Origin of the sequence: Streptacidiphilus jiangxiensis (assembly GCF_900109465.1) — a bacterium.
In the GTDB taxonomy this organism is placed as follows: Bacteria; Actinomycetota; Actinomycetes; order Streptomycetales; family Streptomycetaceae; genus Streptacidiphilus; species Streptacidiphilus jiangxiensis.
Genome location: NZ_FOAZ01000013.1, coordinates 132,203 through 157,358, shown reverse-complemented (window position 1 = coordinate 157,358; position 25,156 = coordinate 132,203). Strand labels below are relative to the sequence as shown.

At 72.6% G+C, this 25,156-nt stretch carries 21 protein-coding genes; 14 read left to right on the top strand and 7 right to left on the bottom strand.

The window, feature by feature from the left end:
- Positions 1-258 precede the first annotated feature (258 nt).
- The 5 genes from BMY61_RS24435 to BMY61_RS24415 all read left to right on the top strand — a co-directional run bounded on the left by BMY61_RS24435 (position 259) and on the right by BMY61_RS24415 (position 5,388).
- The gene (locus BMY61_RS24435; protein ID WP_236655912.1) at positions 259-792 is read left to right on the top strand and encodes a hypothetical protein; all 534 of its coding nucleotides are present in this window, start codon (positions 259-261) and stop codon (positions 790-792) included.
- 113 nt (positions 793-905) lie between these two features.
- On the top strand, positions 906-1,415 hold the full coding sequence (locus BMY61_RS24430; protein WP_052438459.1) for a DUF7144 family membrane protein: 510 nt from the start codon (positions 906-908) through the stop codon (positions 1,413-1,415).
- Between the two features lie 24 nt (positions 1,416-1,439).
- Positions 1,440-2,387 carry a polyphosphate kinase 2 family protein gene (locus BMY61_RS24425; protein WP_042444238.1) on the top strand — a complete coding sequence of 316 codons (948 nt, stop codon included), beginning with the start codon at positions 1,440-1,442 and terminating at the stop codon, positions 2,385-2,387.
- Positions 2,384-5,107 carry a cation-translocating P-type ATPase gene (locus tag BMY61_RS24420; RefSeq protein ID WP_042444236.1) on the top strand — a complete coding sequence of 908 codons (2,724 nt, stop codon included), beginning with the start codon at positions 2,384-2,386 and terminating at the stop codon, positions 5,105-5,107. The genes BMY61_RS24425 and BMY61_RS24420 overlap by 4 nt, the downstream gene beginning before the upstream one ends.
- The gene (locus BMY61_RS24415) at positions 5,104-5,388 is read left to right on the top strand and encodes a three-helix bundle dimerization domain-containing protein (RefSeq protein WP_042444234.1); all 285 of its coding nucleotides are present in this window, start codon (positions 5,104-5,106) and stop codon (positions 5,386-5,388) included. The genes BMY61_RS24420 and BMY61_RS24415 overlap by 4 nt, the downstream gene beginning before the upstream one ends.
- A 32-nt stretch (positions 5,389-5,420) precedes the next feature.
- Here BMY61_RS24415 and BMY61_RS24410 read toward each other — a convergent pair whose 3' ends face one another.
- Positions 5,421-7,172: a SulP family inorganic anion transporter gene (locus BMY61_RS24410; protein ID WP_042444232.1), complete on the bottom strand. Its 1,752-nt coding sequence runs from the start codon at positions 7,170-7,172 to the stop codon at positions 5,421-5,423.
- A 167-nt stretch (positions 7,173-7,339) separates the two neighbouring features.
- Between BMY61_RS24410 and BMY61_RS24405 the strand changes: the two genes are divergently transcribed.
- Positions 7,340-8,680, top strand: coding sequence for a diacylglycerol/lipid kinase family protein (locus tag BMY61_RS24405; RefSeq protein WP_042444230.1), 1,341 nt, complete (start codon positions 7,340-7,342; stop codon positions 8,678-8,680).
- Positions 8,681-8,843: 163 nt separating this feature from the next.
- Positions 8,844-9,722 (top strand): hypothetical protein, encoded by an 879-nt coding sequence (locus BMY61_RS24400; RefSeq protein WP_143094497.1) that lies wholly within the window; start codon positions 8,844-8,846, stop codon positions 9,720-9,722.
- Here BMY61_RS24400 and BMY61_RS24395 read toward each other — a convergent pair.
- Both BMY61_RS24395 and BMY61_RS24390 read right to left on the bottom strand, forming a co-directional pair.
- Positions 9,719-10,057 (bottom strand): hypothetical protein, encoded by a 339-nt coding sequence (locus BMY61_RS24395; protein WP_042444228.1) that lies wholly within the window; start codon positions 10,055-10,057, stop codon positions 9,719-9,721. The two genes, BMY61_RS24400 and BMY61_RS24395, sit on opposite strands and share 4 nt — an antisense overlap.
- 105 nt (positions 10,058-10,162) lie before the next feature.
- Entirely contained in the window at positions 10,163-11,011 is an 849-nt protein-coding gene (locus BMY61_RS24390) for a class II glutamine amidotransferase (protein ID WP_042444226.1), read from the bottom strand.
- A gap of 148 nt (positions 11,012-11,159) precedes the next feature.
- On the opposite strand from BMY61_RS24390, the gene BMY61_RS24385 reads away from it, so the two are divergent.
- The 4 genes from BMY61_RS24385 to BMY61_RS24370 all read left to right on the top strand — a co-directional run bounded on the left by BMY61_RS24385 (position 11,160) and on the right by BMY61_RS24370 (position 15,941).
- Entirely contained in the window at positions 11,160-12,281 is a 1,122-nt protein-coding gene (locus tag BMY61_RS24385) for a carboxylate-amine ligase (RefSeq protein ID WP_236655911.1), read from the top strand.
- Positions 12,282-12,421: 140 nt separating this feature from the next.
- On the top strand, positions 12,422-15,112 hold the full coding sequence (locus BMY61_RS24380) for a winged helix-turn-helix domain-containing protein (RefSeq protein WP_042444221.1): 2,691 nt from the start codon (positions 12,422-12,424) through the stop codon (positions 15,110-15,112).
- A gap of 111 nt (positions 15,113-15,223) precedes the next feature.
- Positions 15,224-15,619: an SHOCT domain-containing protein gene (locus BMY61_RS24375; protein ID WP_042444219.1), complete on the top strand. Its 396-nt coding sequence runs from the start codon at positions 15,224-15,226 to the stop codon at positions 15,617-15,619.
- A 79-nt stretch (positions 15,620-15,698) separates the two neighbouring features.
- Positions 15,699-15,941, top strand: a complete 243-nt coding sequence (locus BMY61_RS24370) for a hypothetical protein (protein WP_042444218.1) — start codon at positions 15,699-15,701, stop codon at positions 15,939-15,941.
- Positions 15,942-15,950: 9 nt separating this feature from the next.
- Here the strand turns inward: BMY61_RS24370 and BMY61_RS24365 are convergent, their stop codons facing one another.
- From BMY61_RS24365 to BMY61_RS24350, 4 genes are read right to left on the bottom strand one after another with little or no spacing between them, the layout of a single operon-like run.
- Positions 15,951-17,720 (bottom strand): glycoside hydrolase family 35 protein, encoded by a 1,770-nt coding sequence (locus tag BMY61_RS24365; RefSeq protein ID WP_042444216.1) that lies wholly within the window; start codon positions 17,718-17,720, stop codon positions 15,951-15,953.
- Positions 17,711-18,562 carry a sugar phosphate isomerase/epimerase family protein gene (locus BMY61_RS24360; protein WP_042444214.1) on the bottom strand — a complete coding sequence of 284 codons (852 nt, stop codon included), beginning with the start codon at positions 18,560-18,562 and terminating at the stop codon, positions 17,711-17,713. The genes BMY61_RS24365 and BMY61_RS24360 overlap by 10 nt, the downstream gene beginning before the upstream one ends.
- On the bottom strand, positions 18,559-19,731 hold the full coding sequence (locus tag BMY61_RS24355) for a dihydrodipicolinate synthase family protein (RefSeq protein ID WP_075004042.1): 1,173 nt from the start codon (positions 19,729-19,731) through the stop codon (positions 18,559-18,561). Before BMY61_RS24355 ends, BMY61_RS24360 begins: the two co-directional genes overlap by 4 nt.
- Before the next feature lie 56 nt (positions 19,732-19,787).
- Entirely contained in the window at positions 19,788-20,939 is a 1,152-nt protein-coding gene (locus tag BMY61_RS24350; RefSeq protein ID WP_042444213.1) for a Gfo/Idh/MocA family protein, read from the bottom strand.
- Positions 20,940-21,092: 153 nt separating this feature from the next.
- On the opposite strand from BMY61_RS24350, the gene BMY61_RS24345 reads away from it, so the two are divergent.
- The 3 genes from BMY61_RS24345 (at position 21,093) to BMY61_RS46435 (ending at position 25,137) form a co-directional block, all read left to right on the top strand.
- Positions 21,093-22,151 (top strand): LacI family DNA-binding transcriptional regulator, encoded by a 1,059-nt coding sequence (locus BMY61_RS24345; RefSeq protein WP_042444211.1) that lies wholly within the window; start codon positions 21,093-21,095, stop codon positions 22,149-22,151.
- Between the two features lie 252 nt (positions 22,152-22,403).
- A complete protein-coding gene (locus BMY61_RS24340) occupies positions 22,404-24,503 on the top strand; it encodes an ATP-binding SpoIIE family protein phosphatase (protein WP_042444412.1) in 2,100 nt (699 codons plus the stop codon).
- Positions 24,504-24,630: 127 nt separating this feature from the next.
- The gene (locus BMY61_RS46435; protein ID WP_042444209.1) at positions 24,631-25,137 is read left to right on the top strand and encodes a hypothetical protein; all 507 of its coding nucleotides are present in this window, start codon (positions 24,631-24,633) and stop codon (positions 25,135-25,137) included.
- The last annotated feature ends 19 nt before the right edge of the window (positions 25,138-25,156 follow it).

Sequence of the window (25,156 nt, the reverse complement as noted above, 5' to 3'; positions counted from 1 at the left end):
ACTCCAGGGGAACCGGGGGGAAGTGACGGCCGAGGCGACTGCCCTGTCACCGTAGGCGGCGGGGTCGAGCGGGCGTATCACCCGCCGTGGGTGACTGCCGCGGACCCGGGCGACGGGTCGCATCCGAAGGAACGGGCCGGGCGAGGGCCCCGCCGACGGCGGTCACCTGTTTCGGGTGAACCGGATCGCCCCCGGTGCCCGGCAGCATGGCGGGGTCAGGGCCGAAGGCGCACGCGGGCCCGTGGGAAGGAGCACCCCGTGAACCACCCTGAACCACGCCGGGCTCCCCTGCCCGACCCCCCGGAGGACGTCCGCGCGCTCGCGGACTCCGGCCGCACGGACTACACGGGTGCCGTCTACGGCTCCCTGCTGGCGGCTTCGGTGATCGCCGCCAGTGACGTGCACGGTGCGCATCCACGGTTCTCGCTCATCGTCCTGCTGCTGGTCACCGGGATCGTCTTCTGGCTGGCCCACGTCTACGCGCATCTGGCCGGGGAACGGGAGTCCGGCCGGACGGTCCGCTGGCACGAGGTGCGGCGCGTCGGACGGCACGAGTGGTCCATCGTCGAAGCCGCGGTCCTGCCGGCCCTGGCGGTGCTGGTCAGCCCCTGGCTCGGCACGGGCGAGAACGCCTGGTTGGCGATCGGCGTCGCCGTCGCCCAGCAGGTCACCTGGGCCGTCCTGGGGGCGCGGCGGGCCGGGGCGTCGAATGTGCAGATCACCGTCGAAGCGGTGGTCAACCTCGCCCTCGGACTGCTGATCGTGGTCGCCAAGGTCGCCGTGGGGCACTGAATCACCCGCGCCGGGTGGTGCGCCGCGGGCCGGAAGCGACTGGAGTAGGAGGTAGCCGGTGGGAGCGCCTGCCCCTGCGGGAACCGGACAGATCTCTTGAGCTGGAGGCCATCGTGACCACCGCCGCCCATCACGGATCGCATCTCAGGCCGGTCGGGTCCGCCGGGACCCGTGCGGCCCGGCCCGGGCTGGTGACCTTCGCCGGCGTGCTGCTGGCGCTGCTGGGCTTCTTCAACGGCTTGGACGGCATCGCCGCCATCGCCAACTCGCACGTCTTCGTCGGCGACGCGCACTACGTCTTCGGGGACCTGCGGGCCTGGGGCTGGGTCATGCTGGCCCTGGCCGTCGTCCAGGTCGGCGCCGCCTACGGCGTTCTCGTCCTGCGCGCGTCGTGGGCCCGCTGGACCGGCGTGGTCGTGCTCGGCCTCAACGCCTTCGCGCAGATGGCGTTCCTCCCGTCGTACCCGTTGTGGTCGCTGACGATCATCGCGATCGACGTGGTCGCCATCTACGGCCTGACCGCCTACACCAGCACGGACACGTCGAACCGTGCCGAGCCCCTGCCCGACTTGACCGCCGCCCAGGAGGCGGCGCCGGGCGCCGTTCCGAGGCCCCCGGTCTGAGACCGAAAGGGCCTGGTGCGGGTCATGGGTTACAAGAAGCAGGCCAAGCGCATCGCGGAGTTCATCGAGCCACTGCGGGTGGAGCCCGGCGACCGGATCCGCCTCGCGAAGGACTTCGATCCCGGCTTCAGAGGCGGGATGAAGAAGAAGGACGGCGTCGAACTGCTGCACACCGGCGTGGAGTTGCTGGCGGAATACCAGGCGCGGCTGGCCGCGCAGGACACCCACGGGGTGCTGCTGTGCCTCCAGTCGCTCGACGCCGGGGGCAAGGACGGGACCATCCGCCACGTCATGAGCGGCGTGAACCCGCAGGGGGTCCACGTCAGCGGATTCAAGGTGCCGTCGAGCGAGGAGCTGGACCACGACTTCCTCTGGCGCTATGCGGCCCGGCTTCCGGCCCGGGGCGACATCGCCATCTTCAACCGGTCCCACTACGAGGAGGTCCTCGTGGTGCGGGTCCATCCGGAGAACCTCGACCGCCAGAAGCTGCCGCCCGAGACCCGAGGACCGGACCTGTGGCAGCAGCGCTACCGGGCCATCAACGACTGGGAGCGTCACCTCAGCGAGAACGGCTTCCGGCTGGTGAAGATCTTCCTCAACCTCTCCAAGGAGGAACAGCGCCGCCGCTTTCTCAAGCGGATCGACCTGCCGGAGAAGAACTGGAAGTTCTCGGCGGCCGACATCAGGGAGCGCCAGTACTGGCACGACTACCAGAAGGCGTTCTCCGAGATGCTCTCGGCGACCAGCACCCCCTGGGCGCCCTGGTACGTCGTGCCGGCCGACCACAAGTGGTTCGCCAGGATCTGCGCCGCGGCCCTGCTCGCGCACACGTTGATGGACATCGACCCGGACTACCCCGAGGTCGACAAGAAGACCCGGAAGGCCCTGCTCGCCGCGAAACTCGATCTGGAGGACGAGGCCCCCGAAGGCGCGGCTCGGGACCCCTACGCGGAGAAACGGCGGGACCGATGACGGACCTTCTCGACGGCCGCACACCCGATGTCGACGCCGCGCCGTGGTACGTGCGCCCGGCGCAGGAGGTCACGACCCGGCTCGGAGTGGATCCGGCGACAGGACTCTCCGGTCCCCGGGCTGCGGAACTGCTCGCCGCGAACGGGCCGAACGCGCTCCCCGAGGAGGCGTCGAGGCCGGACTGGCTGCGCTTCCTCGACCAGTACCGCAGCTACATGCAGATCATCCTGCTGGCCGCGGCGGTGGTCTCCTTCGCGATCAAGGAGTGGGGCACGGCGGTCCTGCTGATCGTCCTGACGCTGTTCAACGCGGTCGTGGGCCTGCGTCAGGAGGGCAAGGCCGAGAGCGCGATGAACGCGCTCAAGTCGATGATGCAGGCCACTGCACGGGTCCGGCGGGACGGAGTGGAGACGGAGCTCCCCGCCGAACAACTGGTCGTCGGTGACGTCGTCCTGGTCTCCGCCGGTGACGAGGTCCCGGCGGACGGGCGCATCCTCGAGGCCAGCGCGCTGCAGATCGACGAGTCCGCACTGACCGGCGAGAGCGTGCCGGCGTCGAAGGACACCGGCACGCTGACGGACACGCAGCTCTCGCCGGGCGAACAGACCAACATGGCGTTCATGAACACCCCGGTCACCCACGGCAGCGGCCTGATCGTGGTGACCGCGACCGGTGCCGGAACGGAACTGGGCAAGATCTCCGGGATGCTGTCGGCCACCGAGACCGAGCAGTCGCCGCTCACCCGGGAACTGAACACCCTCACGCTGTGGATCGCCGCGGCCGCCGGACTCACCATGATCGTGATGTTCGCCCTCGGCCGCAGCCGGGACCAGGCGTGGGACGTGCTGTTCGTCAGCGCGGTGTCGCTGGCCATCGCCGCCATCCCGGAGGCGCTGCCCACGGTCAGCCAGGTGATCCTCTCCGTCGGCAGCCTCAACCTGGCCCGGCGGCACGCGATCGTGAAGGAGCTGCCGTCCGTCGAGACCCTCGGCTTCACCTCCGCCATCAACTCCGACAAGACCGGCACGCTGACGATGAACCAGATGACGGTCGTCGAGGTGATCAGCCCCACCGACCGCTACACGGTGTCGGGCACCGGCTACCGCCTGGACGGGAAGGTCCACCACGCTGCGGGCTCGGCGGCGGGGGTCGAGGACGCCGTCCTGCCCTACCTGGTCGCCAACGACGCCAAGCTGGTGGACGGTCAGGTCGTGGGCGACCCGACCGAGGGTGCCCTGCTCGTCCTCGGGTACAAGGCCGGCCTCGACATCGAGGCCACCCGGGACCGTCACCCACGACTGGCGACCCTGCCGTTCGACCCGGAGTACAAGCTCATGGCCAGCTTCAACGAGGCCACGGACGCGGCCGGCCGCCCGGTGGTGCGCTGCTACGTCAAGGGCGCCGCGCCCGCGGTGATGTCGCGGACCACCACCGCGCTCTCCGCCGGTACCGACATCCCCTGGGACGCGGACCTCAGCGGACGCGCCCAGGCGCAGACCGAGCGGATGGGCGGTGAGGGGCTGCGGGTGATGGCCGCGGCCGTTCGCGACCTCGACCCGGCGGACTTCGATCCGGACGGCGACCTGCTGGCGCTCGTCACCGATCTGCGGATCACCAGCCTGGTCGGCATGGTCGACCCGCCGCGCGAGGAGTCCAAGGCCGCGGTCGCCAGCGCGAAGGCCGCCCACATCCGCGTCCGCATGGTCACCGGTGACGACGTGACGACGGGAGAGGCCATCGCCCGGCAGCTCGGTATCGAGGGGGAGGCCCTTCTCGGCGCCGACTTCGCCGCGCTCTCCGAACAGGAGCGGCTGGCCAGGATCGACGGCATCGGCGTGGTCGGCCGGGTGGCGCCGGAGCACAAGGTGCTGCTCGCGAACACGCTCAAGAAGAAGGGCGACGTCGTCGCGATGACCGGCGACGGCGTCAACGACGCCCCGGCGATCAAGGCCGCCGACATCGGCATCGCCATGGGCAGCGGCACCGACGTGGCCAAGAACGCCAGCCGGATGGTGCTCGCCGACGACAACTTCGCCACCATCGTCTACGCCGTGGAGGAGGGCCGGAAGCTCTACGACAACCTCACCAAGTACATCCGGTTCGTCCTGGTGCTGCTGGTGACGTTCGTGCTGACCTTCCTCGGCGCGACGATCTTCAACATCGCCGCCGGTGAACCGTTCACCCCGGCCCAGGTCCTGTGGGTCCACTTCGTCGTCAACGCCCCCTTCGGCTTCGCCCTGGGCTTCGACCAGGTGAGCGCCGGACTGATGCGCCGTACCCCACGGCCGCGCGGCGAGTCGGTGCTGACCCGGCCCGTGGTGGTCACCGTCGGACTGGCCGGGCTGGCCATCACGGTCCTGCTGCTCTCGCTCATCAAGCTCGGCGAGGTGCACTACGGGAGCGCGCAGATCGGCAACTCGATGGCGTTCAGCGCCTTCGCGCTGTGCCTGATCGTGGCGGCCTACGAGTGCCGGAGCGAACGGGAGTCGGTGCTGAGGGTGGGGACCTTCGACAGCAAGCAGATGAACCTGGCCGCGCTGGGCGAGCTCGCGCTGGCCGTGCTCGTCACCCAGATGGACGCATTTCACCGCATTCTCGGGACCAACGACCTCACCGCCCGGCAGTTCGGTTGGGCTGTGCTGGCCGCGGTGGCGTTGCTGCTGGTGTGGGAGATCGGCAAGCTCCTCGCCCGAAGGACCCACGCGGCAGGTGCGCGATGACATCGCGCACCGTCGACGGCGCGAACGAGAGCCACGAGCGGGCGGACCACCAGGAGCGGTCGGCCTTGGCGGCGGCGGTGGCGCGGCTCCACCACGACTTCGACGACGCCGTGGGCTCCGCGCAGGTGGAGTCCGTGTGGGACGCGACCTGTCACCGGTTCGACGCCAGCCCGGTCCGGGCCTTCGTGCCCATCCTCGCCGAACGCCGCGCCGTGAAGGAACTCGGGACCGTCGCCGCGACTCCGCGTACGCAGGGGCCCGACCCGGTGGAGGGCCGATGACGAGGCCGCGCGCGCCGGTGGCGTCCCCGCGGTCACGGGGACGCGGCGTCGTCCTCGGATCCCGCGTCAGGGATCCCTTCCTCACGCGCCCAGGCGCGGTAGGCCGCCAGAGCGGTGGGCAGGGTCGGGAAGATCCGCGCGACGCCGACGGACTCGGTCAGGCCGTAGGCGTCGAGGTCGCCGCGCAGGTCCTGCTTGACCCGGGCCAGCGCGAACACGATCCCGCGCTCCTCCAGTTCCTGCCGCAGCGAGTCCATGGAGTCCAGCGCGGTGATGTCCACCTCGACGTTCGCCTCGGTGTTGAGCACGAACCACCGGACCTGGTCCGGCTGGTCCTCCAGCGCGCCGAGCGCGCGGTGGCGGAAGTCCTCGGCGTTGGCGAAGAACAGCGGCGAGTCGTAGCGGTAGACCAGCAGCCCGGGAACGGTCCGCGCCTCCGGGTAGTCGTCGACGTCGTGCATCCCGGCCATGCCCGGAACCCGGCCGAGCACGGCGTCGTGCGGCCGCGCGACCCGGCTGAGCAGCTCCACGACCGACAGCCCCACCGCGACCAGCACGCCGTAGAGGATGTCCAGGGCCAGCACGCCGACGAGGCAGGCGAACGCCAGCACCAGTTCCCCGCGACGGAACGAGGACAGCTTGCGGAACCCGGCGATGTCGATCATCCGGATCGCCGCGAACACCACCAGCGCGCCCAGCACCGCGTCCGGGGTGTCGTGCAGGAGCGGACTGAGGAACAGCAGCACGGCCAGCACGCCGACGCCGGCCGCCAGCGTGTAGACCTGGCTGCGCGCGCCCGTCGACTCGCCGATGGCGGTGCGGCTGGCGCTGCTGCTGACCGGGAAGCCCTGGAGGAAGCCCGCCCCGATGTTGACCGCGCCGAGCGCCAGCAGCTCCTGGTTGGCGTCGAGCTGCGGCTTGTCCCCGCGCTTGGCGAAGGCTCGTCCGGTGAGGATGAAGTCGGTGTAGCCGACCAGCAGGATGCCCATCGCCGGAAGGGCGAGCTGGTGGAACTCGCCGAGCTCGGGGAGCTTGGGGCGGGGCAGGCCGGCGGGGATGTCGCCGATCACCGCGATGCCGTGGTCCTTCAGCGAGAAGGCGGCGGAGACGGCGGTGCCCAGCACGACGGCCAGCAGCGGACCGGGCAGCTTCGGCAGGTAGCGGGCGACCAGGAGCAGGAAGAGCAGCGTGCCCAGGCTGAAGAGCACCGTGGGCAGATGGGCCTCGGTGATGTCCGAGGCGAAGGACTTCAGCTGCGGGAAGAAGCCCTCCCCGCGCACGTCGATCCCGGTGAGCTTGGACAACTGGTCCACGATCATGATCAGCGCCACCCCGGCCAGATAGCCGATCAGCACCGGGCGGGAGAGCAGGTCGGCCACGAAGCCCAGCCGGGCCAGCCAGGCCACCACGCAGAGCAGACCCACGACCACGGCGAGCGTGGCGGCCAGGGCCGCGTATCGGCCGGCGTCACCGCCCGCCAGCGGACCGACCACCGTCGCGGTCATCAGGGCGGTCGTCGACTCGGGCCCGACCGACAACAGGCGCGACGACCCGACGATCGCGTACAGCACGATCGCGGGCAGGATGGCCCACAGTCCGGTGACCGGCTGCAGTCCGGCCACGCTGCCGTACGCCATCACCTGGGGCACCAGGTAGGCCGCCACCGTGGCACCGGCCAGCAGGTCTCCGCGCAGCCAGTCGGGGCGGTAGTGACGCAGCACGGTCAGTCCCGGCAGGGCCGGGACCAAGCGGCGCCACCCCTGGCCGGAAGCGTCGTCCGCCATGGCTCTCCTTCCGTCGCGCCTACTCAGCATGACGCGGGACAGCTCCGTCGGCGCTTCGGCAGGGCCGGGGCGGCCGCAGCCGGCACGGGTGCGAGGGCACCGGGGCGGCCGCCCGATCGGTCGTCAGCACGGGGGACAGCGCGGGGGACAGCGAGGAGGGATGTTCGATGGTCTCGACTGGTTCCCGGGCGCGCCTGCTGGCCTGGCTCGCCCTGATCAGCGGCCTCGCCGCTGTCGTCGTGCTGGTGGCGGCCTCCGGGCCGGGCGGCCTGTTGGTCCTCCTGCTCGGGTTGGCCGGTGTCGTGGTCGCCGCCGTGGGCCTGTGGCTGGCGGTGGCCCACCGGGGCGTGGTGCGCTGGATCGGTGTCCTGCTGGTGGTGGGCGCCCTGGTGCTGGTCCTGGTCTCCTACACCGTCAGACACGTGTGGGCGGAGGCGGTGGCCGCGGTGGCCCTTGCGCTGGTCGCCGTCCTCTGCGCCCGCGCGGCTCTGCGGACGGTGCGGCCGTCGAGCGGCACGCACGCGGTCCGCGGCGCCCGCCCCAGGCATCCCGTGCTGATCATGAATCCGCGCTCGGGCGGAGGCAAGGTCGGGAGGTTCGACCTGATCGGGAAGGCCGAGGCACTGGGCGCCCGGGTCGAGCTGCTGGACGCCGCCAGGGGCCAGGTGGACGTCACCGAACTCGCCCGCCGCGCGGTGGCCGAGGGAGCCGACCTGCTCGGCGTGGCGGGTGGCGACGGCACCCAGGCGCTGGTCGCCGCCGTCGCCGCGGAACACGGGCTGCCTTTCCTGGTGCTGCCGGCGGGCACCCGGAACCACTTCGCCATGGATCTGGGACTGGACCGCGCCGACCCGTCCCTCGCCCTCGGCGCGCTCACCGACGGTGAGGAGCTGCTGGTGGACCTCGGGACGGTCAGCGGCCGACCGTTCGTCAACACCGTCTCCTTCGGGGTGTACGCGCAGATCGTGCAGAGCCCCGAGTACCGTGACGCCAAGACCGGCACAGCGCTCGAGGCCCTGCCCGACCTGCTGCTCGGGTACTCCGGGGAGCAGCTTCGCGCCGTGGTCGACGGCGTGCCGCTGTCGGCCCCCCAGGCCCTGCTGGTGAGCAACAACGCCTACGCCGGAGCCCAGCCGCTCGGAGCCGCCCGGCGGCCCCGCCTGGACGGCGGCGTCCTGGGCGTCGTCGGGGTGCGCGTGGAGAACGCGGCCCAGGCCGCGGAGGTCGCGGTGCTCGGTCGGCGCGCGGCGGGCCTGACGGTGACGACGGCGCGTGAGGTCAGCGTCGACGCCGAGGCGCCGACCATCCCGGTCGGCGTGGACGGAGAGGCACTGAGCCTGCGCACGCCCGTCGTCTGCGCGGTCCACCCAGGCGCGCTCAGGGTGCTCGTCCCCAGGCGACGCCCGGGCGTACCGGCGACCGGAGGCCCGCTCGACCTGCGGCTGCTTCTTGCCGTGGCTCTCGGCAGTGCGTCGCCGCCCGCCAAGGGGCCGGCGGCCGAGGTCTGAGGCGGGGCCGTCGTCCACCCCCCCGGTGGGCGACGACACCCGTCCGGGGCAGTCCTGGTGGCCGTCGCGGCCCACCCGGATTTTGCTGGTGGACATGGCGTCGGAGGCTGCCGAGGACAGGGCGCGCTCACTGTTGCGGCGGCTCCGGTCCGATCCGGTGCGCATGCCCGAGGAACTCGCGGCCTTCGCGGTGCGGGAGATGGGTCCGCGCGCCCACACGGCGGTGGAGAAGCTGCGGCGGCGCATGCCGGAGGCCGACGAGGCACGCCTGCGTGCCCAGGTCGCCTCACGCGGGGTGCGGACGTCCGTGGCCGAGGGCTCCTTCGTCGGCGGGCCCTTCCTGGTGCTGATTCCGGTGGCGTTCTGTCGGGCCCTGCTGGCCCAGGCGCAGATGGCCCTGGAGATGGCGGCCCTGGCCGGGCGGGACCCCCGGGGGGCCGAGCGTGCCGCCGAGCTGCTGGTGCTGCAAGGGGCGCACCCGGACGTCGGGTCCGCCGCGGCCGCACTGGCGGCGACGGACGCGGCCGCCGTCCCGCGCACGGACCGCCGGCTGGCGGGGCTCTGGCAGGTGACGATGCGGATGGCGAGCATCCTGGGGCTGCGCACCGTCGGCGGGGCACACCGGTCCTGGTTCGTCCGGCTGTTGCAGTGGCTGCTGCTCGGTGCCGTCCTCGTGGTGGGGACGGTGGCCCCGCTGGTCTGGCTGCCGTACATGTCCGTCGCCTACCGGCGATCCGGTCGGGCGATTGCCGAGAGGACGAGCGAGTTCTACTTCGGCGCGCCGGCCGGGTTGCCGGCCGACACCGAGTCCGGTACGGGCCGCGGCTTCTCCACGGCGCTCCGGCGGGCGCTGGCATCGGTGGGGCTCGTCGCGGGGCTGCTGCTTCTGGTCGGGCTCACCGGGGCCCAAGTTGCCGACCGTGCCTGGCCGCTGGTGTTGCTCGTGCTGCTGGGCTCCTCGATCGGCGTCAGCACGTGGTGGCAGCTGCACCGCCGAGCGCGCGAGCAGAGTCCGGGGGAGCGCCAGTCCGACCCACCCTAGGCCGACACGCCATGGTGGCGGATGTCGCGGGCGAGGTCCCTGAGGTCCGCTGCCGCGCGGCGGACGAAGTGCACGCCGTAGATCGACGCCGCGATCAGCAGGCACGCGGCGAGTTCGCGCGGAGCCCGCTGGGCGTGGAGCCGGGCAGCCGTCTCGGGCGAGCCGTCCGGCCCGTAGGCGCCGATGCCGAGGACCTCCTGGGCCATGTCGACGACACCTTCCGCGGTGCGCACCACCGCCATCGCGGCGACGCCCGCGAGCAACCAGGCGACGGGCGGGATTCCCGGGCGTGCCCCTTCGGCCGGGGCGGGGGACGAGTGGACGGCGAGGGACATGAGGCGGCCCTCCTTCCGATGGCTCGCCTCACGGTAGGCACGGGGTGTCGGGGCGGTCCTGGGCCGGTCGGCGGGCCGATGGTCCCTGGTTCAGGAGGTCCCGTTTCAGGCGAACGGGTTGAGTGGGATCAGTTCGTCCATGCCGGGCTGGATGATCCCGCAGGTGCTCTCCGGGACCTCGTTCCAGGCGCCCGGGAGATCACCCAGGGGCTCGGAGACCACGATGCGGGTCTCCGGCGAGAGACCGGAGAACACGGCGTTCTCCGGGTACAGCCGGTGCAGGGTCTCAGGGGCGGTGCTGAAGAAGAGACTTCGCGATTTGCGTTCGGTCGAGTAGCGGAACACCCACACGCGTTCGCCGTCACTGGTGGCCACGGTCATCTGCAGCGGGTTGTCGATCCCGTGCTTCGCGCCCGTCTCCTCCACCAGGCGGATCATGCGGGCGACCGCCGCCGGCGGGTCCTCCTCCAGACCGAAGCTGAGCGCCAGGTAGAACATCAGCTCCGAGTCGGTGGAGCCCTGGATGTCCGGCAGGAGCGCCGCATCCACCGAGAGCAGCAGGTCGCGCTTCAGCTCGTGGAACCGGGAGATGGCGCCGTTGTGCATCCACAGCCAGCGCCCGCGCCGGAACGGGTGGGAGTTGGTCTGCTGCACCGGGGTTCCCGTCGAGGCGCGGATGTGGGCGAAGAACAACGGCGAGCGGACGTGCCCGGCCAGGTCACGCAGGTTCATGTCGCCCCAGGCAGGTCCGGTCGACCGGTACTGCGCCGGCGTGACCGGGCCGTCCGAGCCGGTCGCGAAGTCGGGGTACCAGCCCACCCCGACCCCGTCCCCGTTGAGCGTCTCCACGCCCATCCGGGCATGCTTGCTCTGGTCGATGAGTGAGTGTTCGGGCTTGTAGAGCAGTTCGTCGAGCAGGATCGGAGAGCCGTAGTACGCGAGCCACCGGCACATCGCCCGTACTCCCTTCTGAGCTGGATATCGCATGTCCGACGCTACGAGAGGCGCAGCCGGTCGCACGTCACCCCTTGCGGGTGAGCTGGTCGGACCGCCCGGCTCCTACATTGGCCGCAGGGAGCCGTTCGACCCGGAGGAGGAGGCCGTGGTGCCGTCTGTCGGCGTGGGGCCGCGGTTGGGGGTGGAGGAGGAGTTCCTGCTGCTCGACCCGGTCAGCGGAAGCCCGCTCGCCCGTGCGGAGCAGGTGCGACGCCGCTCGCGCCTGTATCGCGGGCTCGGCGGGGACGAGGTGCAGCACGAACTGCTGCTGGCCCAGTTGGAGACGGCCACACCCGTCTGTCGGACCCTGCCGGAGGTGGGCGGACATCTGCTGCGGATGCGTCACGTCCTGTCCGAGGCCGCGGCGGCGGAAGGGTGCGTGCTGGCGGCGTGCGCGGTCTCGCCGTTCGCCGACGACAGCCGGCCGGTGCCGGTCACCGACACGCCCCGCTACCACCGGATGCACGAGGAAGCGCCGATGCTGACGGACGAGCATCTGGTCAACGGCCTTCACGTGCACGTGGAGATCTGCGACGAACAGGCCCGGGTGGAGGCCCTGAACCGGATCCGCCCGTGGCTGCCGCTGCTGGTCGCGTTGGGTGCCGGTTCGCCGCTCTGGCGCGGCCGCGACTCCGGCTTCGCCAGCTGGCGCGCGCTGGTCGTGGGCCGTTGGCCGGTCAGCGGCGTGCCACCGCGCTTCCGGGACGCCGACGACTACCTGCGCCGGACCAAGGAGCTGGTGGAGCGGGGGCTGGTGCCCGACATCGGACAGATCTACTGGCTGGTGCGGGCCTCGGCCCGCTATCCCACCCTGGAGGTGCGGGCCTGCGACGCACAGATGCGAGCCGACGAGGCGGTGGCGCTCGCGGGGTTGATCCGTGCCGTGGTCACGACGGTGCTGGGCGAGGCGGAGTCGGGCCTGCCGACGCCCGACCCGTCCCCGGAGACTCTCGCCGCCGCCGTCTGGCATGCGGCCCGGCACGGCCTGACCGGTGACATCCACGACCCGCGGGACCTGATGCCCCGCCCGGCCAAGACGGTCGTCTGTGACAGCCTCGACCGGGTGGAGTCCGCGCTGTGCGGTTCCGGCGACCAGCGATACGTCCGCTCGGCGCTGGAACGCCTGCTCCAGGAGGGCAACGGGGCCGTGCGGTTGCGCCGGATCCTCGACGAGGCGGGATGGCCGGCCGTCCTGTCGCACCTGCGGGACCAGACGCAGGCGTTGTAGCGGCCCATGGGGACGAACGGCCCTGGCCGTCGGGCCCACCAGGCCCTGGCACGGTCGGGAGGCCGGAGCTGGAATTGGGGTGTATTACAGGTGTAGTACACGCTCCCTGACCAGCCTGGACCAGTCCGGGCGGTGACCACATGACGCCCATGCCAGACGAGTCCAGTCACCTGATACTGCCGGACGGGGACCCGGTCCTGACCTCGCGGTTCGCGGTTCCCGTCCTGCCCCCGACCTTCGTCCACCGCGGGCGACTCACGCAGCACCTGCAGCAGGGTCTGCGGGACGGCCCGCTGGTGCTGGTGAACGGCCCCGCCGGCGCGGGCAAGACCTTCCTGGTCGCCGACTGGTTCACCTCTGCCCGGCCGCGCGGTTCCGCGGCATGGCTGACCCTGGAGAGCAGCGACGACGCCTCCGGACTCTTCTGGGCCTACACCCTGGAGGCCCTGCGGTACCACGGTGTCGAGCTGTCCGAGCACATCGGCAGCCCCGGTCTTCCCGCGCGCGTCGACCCCTCGCTGCTGGCCAGGCTGGCGGACGAGCTGAACCGCCGGGAGGAACCGGTCACCCTGGTGCTGGACGAGTTCGACCGGATCACCTCCCCCGCCGTCGCCGAGGAACTGCACGAGCTGGTGCGTCACGCCTCCCCGAGACTGCGGCTCGTCCTGGTCAGCCGTTCGGACCCGCTCCTGCCCCTGCACCGGTACGCCGCCGCGGGGCAGCTGACCGAGGTCCGTGCCGCGGAGCTCGCGTTCAAGGTCCACGAGACCTCCACGCTGTTGTCCCTCCACGGTCTGCCCTCCTCCGACGGTGTCGTCCGGGCCCTGAACGAACGCACGCACGGCTGGGCCGCGGGCCTGCGGCTCTGGGCCTTGGCAGCGCTGCGCGCACCGGACCCCGAGAGCTACCTCAAGGAGTTCGAGGAGAGCGACAACACGATCGCCGACTTCCTGACCGTCGAGGTGCTGGAGCGGCAACGACAGGAGACCCAGGACCTGCTGCTGCGGACCAGCCTCCTGGAGCGGATCCACCCGGACCTGGCCGACGCGCTGACCGGGCGCAAGGACGCCGGCCGGCTCCTCGTCGACCTGCATCGCGTCAACGCCTTCGTGACGCCGGTAGGCCATTCGTGGTACCGGCAACATCCGCTCTTCGCCGAGATCCTCCGGGCCCGTCTTCGAGCCCGGTACCCCGGCCTCGAAGCGGAACTCCACTCCCGCGCGGCCCACTGGCTGGGCAGCACCGGGCTGGTCATGGACGCCCTGCCGCACGCGGTGGCGGCGGGGGACTGGGGCTTCGCCGCCACGCTGCTCGTCGACGACCTGGCCATCGGCAGCCTCCTCACCGGACGCGACACCGATCGCCTCACCGACCTGTTCAGCAGGATGCCCCCGGGCGCCGACGGGGCCGCCCCGGAGCTGATCCGCGCGGCGCTCGCGCTGGCGCGGCACGACACCCAGCGGGGCGTCACCCATCTGCGGCAGGCCGAGAGCGAGGTCAGGGCGGCAGGCGGACCGGCGGCCCGGCTCAGCCTGACCTACCTCAACGTCCTCGCCGGCCGCCTCCTCGCGGACGCGGATCGGGCGGAGACCGCCGCGCGGGAGGCGGACCAGGTGCGCGACGAGGACGCGTATCTGCTCAAGGGGCTGGAGAGCGCCCATCCGGAGTTCGGCGCGCTGCTGCTCAGCGACCTCGGTGCCGTCCTGCTGTGGGCCGGTCGACTCGACGAGGCGCGCGAGGCCCTGCAGGCCGCCGCAGAAGTGGAGTCGTCCCCCTCCACCGCCGGCCCGCGCCACGAATCCCTGAACCGGCTGGCGCTGATCGAGTTGCTCTCCGGCCGCCTGAGGCGTGCGGAGCAGCAGGTCGGCGCCGCCGACAGCGAGGCCGAGCGCTCCGGCCTGCCGAAGACGGAGGGCACGGGTACCGGACAACTCGCGCTGGCCGAGGTCGCCCTGGAGCGCGACGACCTGTCCGCGGCACGCCGTGCACTCGAGCGCGCGGCGGCTTTGGAGGCGGCCCAGGACGACCCGGTCGTCAGCGGCGGCCTCGCGGTCCTGCGCTCCCGGCTCTGCCTGGCCCGAGGGGACGTCCGCGGGGCACTGGAGGCGCTGCGGGGCGTCCGGAAGGCCGCGGAGGCCGCAGGAGGCACACCGGCGCCGGAGTGGCTCAGTGACCGGGCGGTCGCGGCGGCCGCCGCCGCCCGGCTGGCGGCAGGAGACCCGGCTGCGGCCGTCGCGGCCGTGCAGGAACAGGACGCTGCCGGACCGGAGGCGCTCGTGGCCGAGGCACAGGCTCAACTCGCCTGCGGCGACTGCGAATCGGCCTTGCGTGCGCTGGACCGGCTGCCGGCGTCGGCGGCTCGCGGCCCCGCGGTCGCCGTCGCGGTCCTGCTGGCGCGCGCCCAGGCCGCCACCGCGCTCGGCGACGACGCGGCGGCCCGCCGGTTGCTGGTCCGCGCCCTGACCGTCGCCGCACCGGAGCGACAGCGCAGGCCCTTCCGTGAGGCGGCGCCGTGGCTGCGGCGCATGCTCCGCAGCGAGCCCTCGCTCGCCGCCTCCCACGACTGGCTGCCCGCCGAGTTGCGTCCCGCCCCGGCGCCGGGCCAGGGTCCCGCAGGCGAGGTGCCGCCGGGCCCGGTGGAGAGCCTGAGCAGCCGCGAGTGCGACGTCCTGGCGCGGGCGGCCCAGTTGATGTCCACCGAGGAGATCGCCGCCGACCTCTTCCTCTCCGTGAACACCGTGAAGACCCACCTGAAGAACATCAACCGCAAGCTCTCGGTGACCCGCCGCACGGAGGCGGTGCGGCGAGCACGGGAACTGGGCCTGCTCTGAGGTGCCGAATCACCCGAAACGGGTGGCGCGAGAACCATCCCACGTGCGGAAGGTGGAGGGAGAAGCGGTCCGCGCTCGGCGTGCCGCGGCAGCCGGCCGGAGGAGCCTGCGATGAACTATCCGCTGCTGAACGTCTTCTTCACCACCATGTGGGTCTTCTTGTGGGTCATGTGGTTCTTCCTGCTCTTCCGGGTCTTCGGGGACCTGTTCCGCGACGACTCCGTGAGCGGCTGGGGCAAGGCCGGGTGGTGCGTCTTCGTCCTCGTGCTTCCGTTCCTCGGCGTGTTCGTCTACCTGATCGCCCGGGGCAAGAGCATGGGTCGGCGCGAGATGCAGCGTTCGCAGGAGGCCGAGGCGGAGTTCCGGTCCTACGTCCAGGACGCCGCCGCCGGTTCCTCGACGACGAGCCAGGCCGGTGAGCTGTCCAAGCTCGCGGAGCTGCGCCAGCACGGCGACATCACCGAGGACGAGTACAAGCGGGCCAAGGAGCACGTCCTGGCCGCCTGAGCCGGATCACGAGACCCGTCCGGCGGCCTGGGTTCTCCACCGCCGGACGGCACGTTTCGGGAGGGGAGGGAAGGAGATCATGCGCTACGAGATCCGGATAGCAGGGCGGATGCTGGAGGAGACCTCCCGCATGGCCTTCCCTGAACTGGTCTGCAGCTATCTACCGGCCCAGACCGTCCTGTCCGGTGAGGTGACCGACGAAGCCCATCTGTACGGCCTCCTCCACCGGATCCAGTCCCTCGGCCTGCGGGTCACGGACATGCACGAACTCCCCGTGCCGGGCACCTCGGGTCTCGGGTCCGAACAGGGGCGCGCCCCCTGAGCCCGAGCCTCAGAAACCCTCGGGGGCGTCCCCGGTGGGACCGAGGTCGGGTGCGTCGCGCAGTTCGAGCGCCGGGCCGGGGGTGTGCAGCTCCAGCACGGTGATCTCGTTGCGCCCGGCCCGCCAGAGCGGGCCGGGCGCGTACAGGGTCCGCTGTGGGCCGACCTCCCAGTAGCGGCCCAGGGCGAAGCCGTTGAGCCAGACCATGCCCTTGGTCCAGCCGGGGAGGGCGAGGAAGCCGTCGGCCGGCTCGGGGACCTCGAGATCGAACCGGTGGAACGACGGGCCGGCCGTCGTGCTCGCCGCCGCGGCGTAGGGGAGATCGGGCAGCGGGTCCAGTGGCAGCGGGCGGATCCGCCAGTCGAACTGGTACTGGCGGTCCAGCCGGACCCCTCCGGTGATGCCCTTGCGGTCCGCCTGGAGCGGGCCGTAGTTGACCCGGCCCTGGTTCTCCACGAGCAGGTCGAGTTGGGCGCCGTCCGCCGGGACGCCGAACGTGAGGCACTGGTCCGGAGCGTTCCGGTGCAAGGTGCCCAGCTCGGCTCCGTCGAGGAAGACCTGGGCGCGGTCGGCGAGGCCGTCGACCCGCAACTCGGTGGAGGCGAGGGGGCCGCGCAGCCGGGTGCGGTAGTGGATGAGCCCGAAGGACTGGCCGAGCGCCTCCATCGTCTCCGGTTCGAGGTGGTCGACCCGTGTGCCGAGCAGGTCCAGGCAGTCCAGCAGCCGGACGCTGCCCGTCGGTCGGCAGCGCTGGGGCGCGAGCCGCGCCGGGACGGCGGGCAGGGGGTGGTCGACCGGCCCGAGGTGACGCTCGATCACCGTGCGGAAGGCGTCGAACTTCGGTCCGGGCTCGCCCGCCTCGCCGATCGGGGCGTCGTAGTCGTAGCTCGTGGCGATGGGGACGTAGCGTCCGTCGTAGACGTTCGCGCCGTTCCACCAGCCGAAGTTGGTGCCACCGTGGCCCATGTAGAGGTTGACCGAGGCGCCGGCCGCGAGCAGCGTGTCAAGGACCTGGGCGGCCTCGGCCGCCTCCCGGACCCGGTGGGGGTCACCCCAGCTGTCGAACCAGGCGTGCCAGTACTCCGTGCAGACCAGCGGGCCGGCGGGCTGGTGCCGGCGCAGGCAGGCGAGCGCCTCCTGCGGTCGGGAGCCGAACGTGCCCGTGGTCAGTACCCCTGGGAGCCTGCCGCCGAGCTGGAACCGGTCCTCGGCGCCGTCGGCGGTGAAGAGCAGGCAGGTCACGCCGCGCGCGATCAGGCCGTCGCGGAGGTGGGCCAGGTAGGCGGTGTCGTTGGCGTAGCTGCCGTACTCGTTCTCCACGGCCATCGCCACGACCGGCCCGCCCGCCTCGGCCAGCAGCGGGGACAACTGCGGTACCAGCGCGTCGAACCAGGCCTCGACGGCGGCGAGATAGGGCGCGTTGGTGCGGCGCAGCCTGATCCCCGGCTCGGCGAGGAGCCAGGCGGGCAGGCCGCCCGCGTCCCACTCGGCGCAGATGTACGGGCCGGGCCGCACGATCACGTCGAGCCCGAGCTCGCCCGCCACCCGGACGAACCCGGCGACGTCCTGCCCGCCGGTGAAGTCGAACACGCCGCGCTCGCGCTCGTGGACGTTCCAGGCGACGTAGCTCTCGACGGTGTTGACGCCCATGGCGCGCAGCCGCTCCAGCCGGTCCCGCCACAGGTCCGGGTGGACGCGGAAGTAGTGGATCGCGGCGGAGACGATCCGGTGCGGCCGTCCGTCGCGCAGGAAACCTTCGTCGGTGGTGGTCAGGAACACGGCTGTCCGATTCGGTCGAGGTGACGGAGGTGACGTTCGACGACGGTGCGCAGGGTCTCCTCGCCGGGGGTGTCCCAGATCTCCTGGTTGAAGATCTCGACCTCCGTCCAGCCGTCGAATCCCGCCTCGGTGACCAGGCGGGCGATCCGAGGGATGTCGATGTGACCGTCGCCGACGTGTCCGCGTCCGAGCAGCGCGTCGGCGGGGAGGGGCAGCAGCCAGTCGCACACCTGGAAGGAGCGGATCAGCCCGGCTGCTCCGGCCCGTGCGATCTGCCGCTCCAACTCCGGGTCCCACCACACGTGGTAGGTGTCGACGACGACGCCGGTGTCGTGTCCGGCGGCCTCGGCCAGGTCGATCGCCTGGCCGAGGGTGGAGACGACGGCGCGATCGGCGCAGAACATCGGGTGCAGCGGTTCGACGGCCAGCCTGACGCCGTTGGCCTGCGCGTAGGGCGCGAGTTCGGCGATGCCGCGGGCGACGGCCGCCCGTGCGGCAGGCAGGTCGCGGCTGCCTTCGGGCAGGCCGCCGCAGACCAGGACGAGGGTGTCGGTGCCGAGGGCGGCGGCCTCGTCGACGGCGCGGCGGTTGTCGTCCTCCCGGCCGGGTGCGGTGAAGAATCCGCCGCGGCACAGGCTGGTGACGGTCAGTCCGGCGTCCCGCACGAGCCGGGAGGCCTTGCTCAGGCCGGTCTCGGCGACGCGGTCCCGCCACAGACCGATGCCGGGGATGCCCGCGTCCACGCAGCCCGCCACCGCCTCCGCGAGGGTCCAACCCTTCGTGGTCGCGGTGTTGAGCGACAGGCGCTCCAGGCCCGGGGCGGGACGAAGGGTGGTGCTCACTGCTCGAACCCCCTCTCGGCGAGGACGTGGCGCATCCGTGCGGCGGCGAGCTCCAGGTCCGGCAGCACGCCGGCCTCGGCGGCCAGCACGAAGAGCTGCGACAGGTGGTTGGCGTCCCGGTGGTCCTGGGCACCGCCCACCATGGTGAACCGGTCCTGGTGCCCGGCCAGGTGGGCCAGCAGCACGACGCCGGTCTTGTAGTGGCGGGTGGGCGCCGCGAACACGTGCCGCGCCAGGGGCAACGTGGGTTCCAGCACCGCGCGGTAGGTCTCCACGTCCCCGCGGTCGAGGGCGGCCAGCGCGGCGGCCGCGTGGCGGGCGAGCGGGTCGAAGACGCCGAGGAGGGCGTGACTGAAACCCTGCTCGTCGCCGAGGATCAGCTCGGGGTAGTGGAAGTCGTCGCCGGTGTACAGGCGGACCCCGGCGGGCAGCGCGCGGCGCAGCGCGATCTCGCGGCCCGCGTCGAGCAGCGAGACCTTGATCCCGTCGACCTTGTCCCGGTGCTCCCGGATCAGCTCGACGACGGTGGCGGTCGCCGCGTCCAGGTCGCGCGAGCCCCAGTAGCCGGCCAGGGCCGGGTCGAACATGTCGCCGAGCCAGTGGATGATCACCGGGTGTGTTGCCTGGGTGAGGAGACGACCGTAGACCTCGGCGTAGTCGTCCGGCCCGTCGGCGGTGGCGGCCAGGGCCCGGCCGGCCATGAGGACGACCTGCGCCCCGGCCTGCTCGACCACCTCCAACTGCTCCTCGTAGGCGGCGATGATCTCCTTCAGGGAGTGCAACCGGTCGGGGTCCAGCTGGTCGGTGCCGACACCGCAGGCCAGACGCCCCCCGGCGCCCCGCGCGGCGGCGCCACTGCGCTCGATCAGTTCACGGGTGGCGGCCCAGTCCAGGCCCATCCCGCGCTGGGCGGTGTCCATCGCGTCGGCGACTCCGAGCCCGAGGGACCACAGGTGGTGACGGAAGGCCAGCGTGGCGTCCCAGTCCACGGCGGCGGGCAGGCCGGGCCCGTTGGGGCGGTGCGGATGGGCGACCACGTGCGCGGCGGCGAAGACCGTCCGACTGCGGGCCTGCGGTGCGGTGTCGGGCAGGGAGGACAGGAGCGGCGGCGGGGCGGGGAGGGCGTAGCGCACGGCGCCGCCCGCCAGGGGGAGCAGGATCGAGGACACGCGGGTCTCCTGGGCGTTCAGGCCTGCAGACGTGCAGACTGCAGACGTGCGGGCAGTCAGACGTGCAGCTCGGGCACGGCGATGCGACGGCCCTCGGCGGCGGACTGCAGGGCGAGCTCGGCGAGCTGGACGCCGCGCGCGCCGGAGAGCAGGTCGTAGGGGAACGGCGCGTCCGCGACGACGTGGGCGAGGAACTGCTCCCACTGCACCTTGAAGCCGTTGTCGAACTCGCCGTTGTCCGGCACCTGCTGCCACTGCGCGCGGAACGGCTCGGTGGCGGGCAGGTCCGGGTTCCAGACCGGCTTGGGGGTCGCGGCGCGGTGCTGGATCCGACAGTTGCGCAGTCCCGCGACGGCGCTGCCCTCCGTGCCGTCCACCTGGAACTCGACCAGTTCGTCGCGGTCGACCCGCACCGTCCAGGAGGAGTTGATCTGCGCGACGACTCCGCCGTCGAGCTCGAAGATGCCGTAGGCGGCGTCGTCGGCGGTCGCCGCGTACGAGGCGCCCTGCTCGTCGACGCGTTCCGGGACGTGCGTGGTGGCCTGGGCGTAGACGGAACGGACGGGCGCGAAGAGCCGCTCGAGCACGTAGTGCCAGTGCGGGAACATGTCGAGCACGATCCCGCCGCCGTCCTGGGAGCGGTAGTTCCACGAGGGGCGCTGCGCGGACTGCCAGTCGCCCTCGAAGACCCAGTAGCCGAACTCACCCCGCACCGACAGGATCCGGCCGAAGAACCCGCCGTCGATCAGCCGCTTGAGCTTGAGCAGTCCCGGCAGGAAGAGCTTGTCCTGCACCACGCCGTTCCTGACGCCGGCGTCGGTGGCCAGCCGGGCCAGCTCCAGGGCCTCGGTGACGGAGTCGGCGGTGGGCTTCTCGGTGTAGATGTGCTTGCCGGCGGCGATCGCGGCGCGCAGCGCCTTGCCGCGGACCTGGGTGAGCTGGGCGTCGAAGTAGATCTCGTTCGCGGGGTCGGCGAGGGCCGCGTCGAGGTCGGTGGTCCAGGCGGCGAGGCCGTGGCGCTCGGCGATGGCGCGCAGCTTGTCCTCGCTCCGGCCGACCAGCACCGGCTCGGGCCACACGACGGTGCCGTCGGGGAGCGTCAGCCCGCCCTGGTCCCGGATGGCCAGGATCGAGCGGACCAGGTGCTGGCGGTAGCCCATGCGGCCGGTGACACCGTTCATGACGATGCCGACGGTTCGGCGGGTCATCGGGGGATCCCTTCGATCGACTGAGGTGGGCGTGGAGCGAAAAGCTAGCCGGTCGGGACGCAAAAGGAAAGCGCTTTCCAAGCCGGGTGGCGTGCGGAGCGCGGCCGGGCGGCGGGTTCGGAAAGCCTTTCCGGTCGCGGTACGTTACGGACCATGGCGAATCCACGGTCGAGAACCCGCCCGGACCGGCCCGGCGGCGTGACCTTGCAGCAGGTCGCGCACCACGCGGGGGTCTCCCTGGCGACCGCCTCGCGCGTGCTGCACGGCAGTGGCTCCCGCACGGTCGGCGAGGAGCTGCGCCGACGCGTCGAGGCGGCGGCTCAGGAACTGCGCTATGTCTCGAACGCGCCCGCGCAGGCGCTGGCCCGGGCCACCAGCAGCGTCGTCGGCCTGATCGTCCACGACGTGGCCGACCCGTACTTCGGCGCCATCGCGGCCGGGGCGATGCGCGCGGCGCGCGAGCAGCGGCTGATGGTGATGATCGCTGCGACCTTCCGTGAGCCGGGTCTGGAGCTGGAGTACCTGCGGGGCCTGCGGGCCCAGCGCGCCCGGGCCGTGATCCTGGCCGGCAGCGGTACGGCCGACGCGGCGGCGACGGCCGAGCTCGCCGAGGAGATCGCGGGCTTCGAGGCCGACGGCGGTCGCGTCGTCTGCATCGGCGAGCGCGGGCCGGACCTGGACACCGTCGCCATGGCCAACCGCGCGGGCGGCGGCCTCGCCGTCCGCGGTCTGTGGGAGCTCGGCCATCGCCGGATCGGCGTGGTCTCCGGCCCGTCCGAGCTGCTGACCGTGCGTCACAGGCTGGACGGCGCGCGGCGCGCCCTGCGCGCGCTGGGCGCTCCGCTCCCGCTCCGCGCCGTGGTCGAGGGTGACTTCACCCGCGCCGGAGGCAGGGCCGCCGCGGTGCGGCTCATGACCGAGCAACCCGACCTCGGTGCGCTGTTGGTGCTCAACGACGTCATGGCCGCGGGCGCCCTGGCGGGCCTGCGTGACGACCTCGGCCTGGCCGTGCCCACGCGGGTCTCGGTCGTCGGCTTCGACGACGTCCCCTTCGCCGCCGATCTGAGCCCCGCGCTGAGCACGGTGCGCCTGCCCCTCGAACAGGCCGGGGAGGCCGCCGTGGGACTGCTGCTGGAGCCGCCGGGCGACGCGCCGCGCCGCGTCGAGCTGGCGGCCGAGCTGGTCCTGCGCGACAGCACGGCGGCGGTCTGACGCTGCTCGGGCGCGCCCGGCCGGGAGTCCAAGCGTTGGTAAGCGGTTTCCAAACCGGTGCCGCCGCCCCGGGTTCCGCCGGGCCCGAAGCCGCCACGGCGTGGGACGCCACGCGAGGGGGCCGGCGGTCACCCGGCCACGGTGCTGCGGTGGCCGCCCGCGCACGGATGGCGTTGCATGGAGGCGTGCACCTCGCCGTCTCGTGGAACGGGCGCCGCAGTGGATGGTGACCACCAGCAGGAGGGCGCGCCCTTGCGTGAGGAACTGGGCGACGCCGTCCTGGACGCGCTGTTCTCGCAGTCGCCCCTGGGGTTGCACGTCTACGACCGGGAGTTGCGCCTGGTCCGGGTGAACACCGCCGCTGAGCTGATGCGCGAGTTCCCCGTCGACCGTATGCTCGGCCACTCGCTGCCGGAGATCCTGCGGTCGTTCGACGTCACCGACGCGGCCGCCGTGGAGCGGGCGGCCCGTGGGGTACTCGAGACGGGACATCCGGAATTCGACCTGGACCTCCGCATCCGTCACCGGCGGGACCCCGCGATCGAGGCGGCCGTCTCGGTGTCGGTCTTCCGCCTGCAACAGGCCGACGGCACCGTGCTGGGCCTGGCCGCCGCACTGACGGACGTGACCGCCCGACTGCGGGCCGAGGCGGAGGTGCGGCTGCTGAACGAGGCGGCCGTACGGATCGGCACCACCCTCGACGTCTTCCGCACGGCGGCGGAGTTCTGCGACGTCGTCTCCCCGGCCCTGGCCGACACCGTCACGGTCGACGTCTACGACGCGGTCCTGCGCGGCAGGGCCCCGGCGGCCGACGCGTTCGACCGGGACCCGACCGTTCGTCGCGCCGGTTTCCGCTCGGCCGCCGGACCGGACGTCCAGGGCGTTCCGGTGGTCGGGGAGATGGAGGTGTTCACGCCGGGCACGGCCTACCGCACCGCCCTGGACACCCTGGCCCCCAAGCTGATCCGTCGGCTGCGCCGCGACGCGCGCTGGCTGGATCCCGTTCGCCGACGTGACGCGCGCCTCCTGAGCGCGGGAGCGCATTCGATGATCCTGGTGCCGATCCGGGCGCGAGGCGTGGTGCTCGGCCTGGCCTGCTTCTACCGCTGGCGCAACCCGACCCCGTTCGACCAGCGGGACCTGGGCCTCGCGCAGCAGCTCACCGCGCACGCCGCGCAGTGCCTGGACAACGCCCGCCTCTACAGCCGTGAGCGCTCGGCCGCCCGGATCCTCTCCGGCGGCTTCGCCCGGGCGCGCGCCACCGTGGACGCCGCCGTCGAACTCGCCCGCACCCACCTGCCCGCCGGCACCGGCGGCGGCTGGTTCGACGCCATCCCGCTGTCCGGTTCCAGAGTCGCGCTCGTCGCCGGGGACGCGACCTCCGGGACGTCGAGCCCCGCGGCGATGACCGAGGTCCGCGGGGCGATCGAGGCGCTGGCCGCCCTCGACCTGCCGCCTGACGAGATCCTGCACCGCCTGCACGACCTGGCCAGCCGCCCCAGCACCCTCGGCGACGCCGCAGCGACCGACGCGCGCGAGGGGTCGCCCGCCACCTGCCTGTGCCTGGTCTACGACCCGGTCTCCCGCGTCTGTACCGCGGCGAGTGCGGGACACCCGGCGCCGGCCCTGGTGCACCCGGACGGACACGTCGAACAGCTCGACGTCGCCGTGGGGCCACCGCTGGGTCAAGGGCTGGCGCACTACCCCCTGACCGAACGTGCCCTGCCCGGGGGCACGACGTTGCTGATCTACAACAGTGCCCTGGTCGGCGAGCCCACCAGCTCCGGACCGCCGCTGCTGAGCCGACTGAACGACCTGTTCGCCGCACCGCAGCCCTCCCTGCAGGCGGCCTGCGACAGGTGCGCCCATGCCCTCGCGCCCGAGCAGCCGGCCCGCGACGCCTACCTGCTGCTGGCTCGTACCCGGGTGTTCGACGACTCCCGGACGAGGGTGTGGACCCTCCCCAACGCCCCCGAGAGCGCGGCCCGGGCCCGCAGGCGAACCGTCGCCCAGCTCGCGGAGTGGGGCCTGGACCAGGAGGTCATCGACGACACCGCGCTCGTCGTCAGCGAACTGGTCACCAACTCCGTGCGCTATGCAAAGGGTCCGATCCGGCTGCGTCTCATCCTCGACACCACGCTCGTGTGCGAGATCACCGACGACAGCAGTGCCAGCCCCCACCTGCGGCGCGCCCTGAACACGGACGAGAACGGCCGGGGCCTGTTCATCACCGCCCAGCTCACCCAGCGCTGGGGCGTGCGGCCCGAACGGCGTGGCAAGACGCTCTGGGCCGAGCGCAGCCTGAACCGGCAGGTCCCGGTAGGCGTAGAGGCAGGAGAACCCTCACCCTGACCGTCCCCACCCCGGGAGCGACCATGAACCGTCTCAGGGTCCCCGTCGGCCTGTTCGGCTTCGGCGGAGAGGCCGCGAGGCAGCGGGGGCGGCGCCCCCTGACCGGGGCCTTCACGGGAGCTGGACCGTGAAGGCCCTCCTGGCGGTGGCGGCGGTGGGAGCCGCGGCCGGGGTGTCGGTCGCTCTGGGCGGATGCGCGGCCGGGCCGACGGCCGCTGCCCCGTCCGGCCCCCGCGCCGTCACGGCCACCGCCGCCTCCCCCGCCGCGGCGTACCTGGCGATCGCGGAGGCGGGCAACGCCCGCCTCGACAAGGACGTCGATCGCTTCGACGGCCCCGACCGCGGCCGGCTCACGGCGAGCACGGCGGACCTGCGCGACATCGCCGCCACCGAGCGCACCTTCGACCAGCGCCTGGCCCAGCTCGCCCTGCCCGCGCGGGCGGCCGCCTCGGCGCGCTCCCTGATCGCCGCGAACGAGGCGCGCGCCACCCTGACCCTGCGTGCCGCACGGAGCACCTCCCTGCGGCAACTCGAGGGCCTGCGACCGGCCTTGACCGCCGCCAACGCCCCGGTGGAACGGTCCGTCCGGGCGATCAGGCTCTCCCTCGCCCTACCGCCCCCGGACAACAGCTGACCGGTTCGGGTGGACGTCA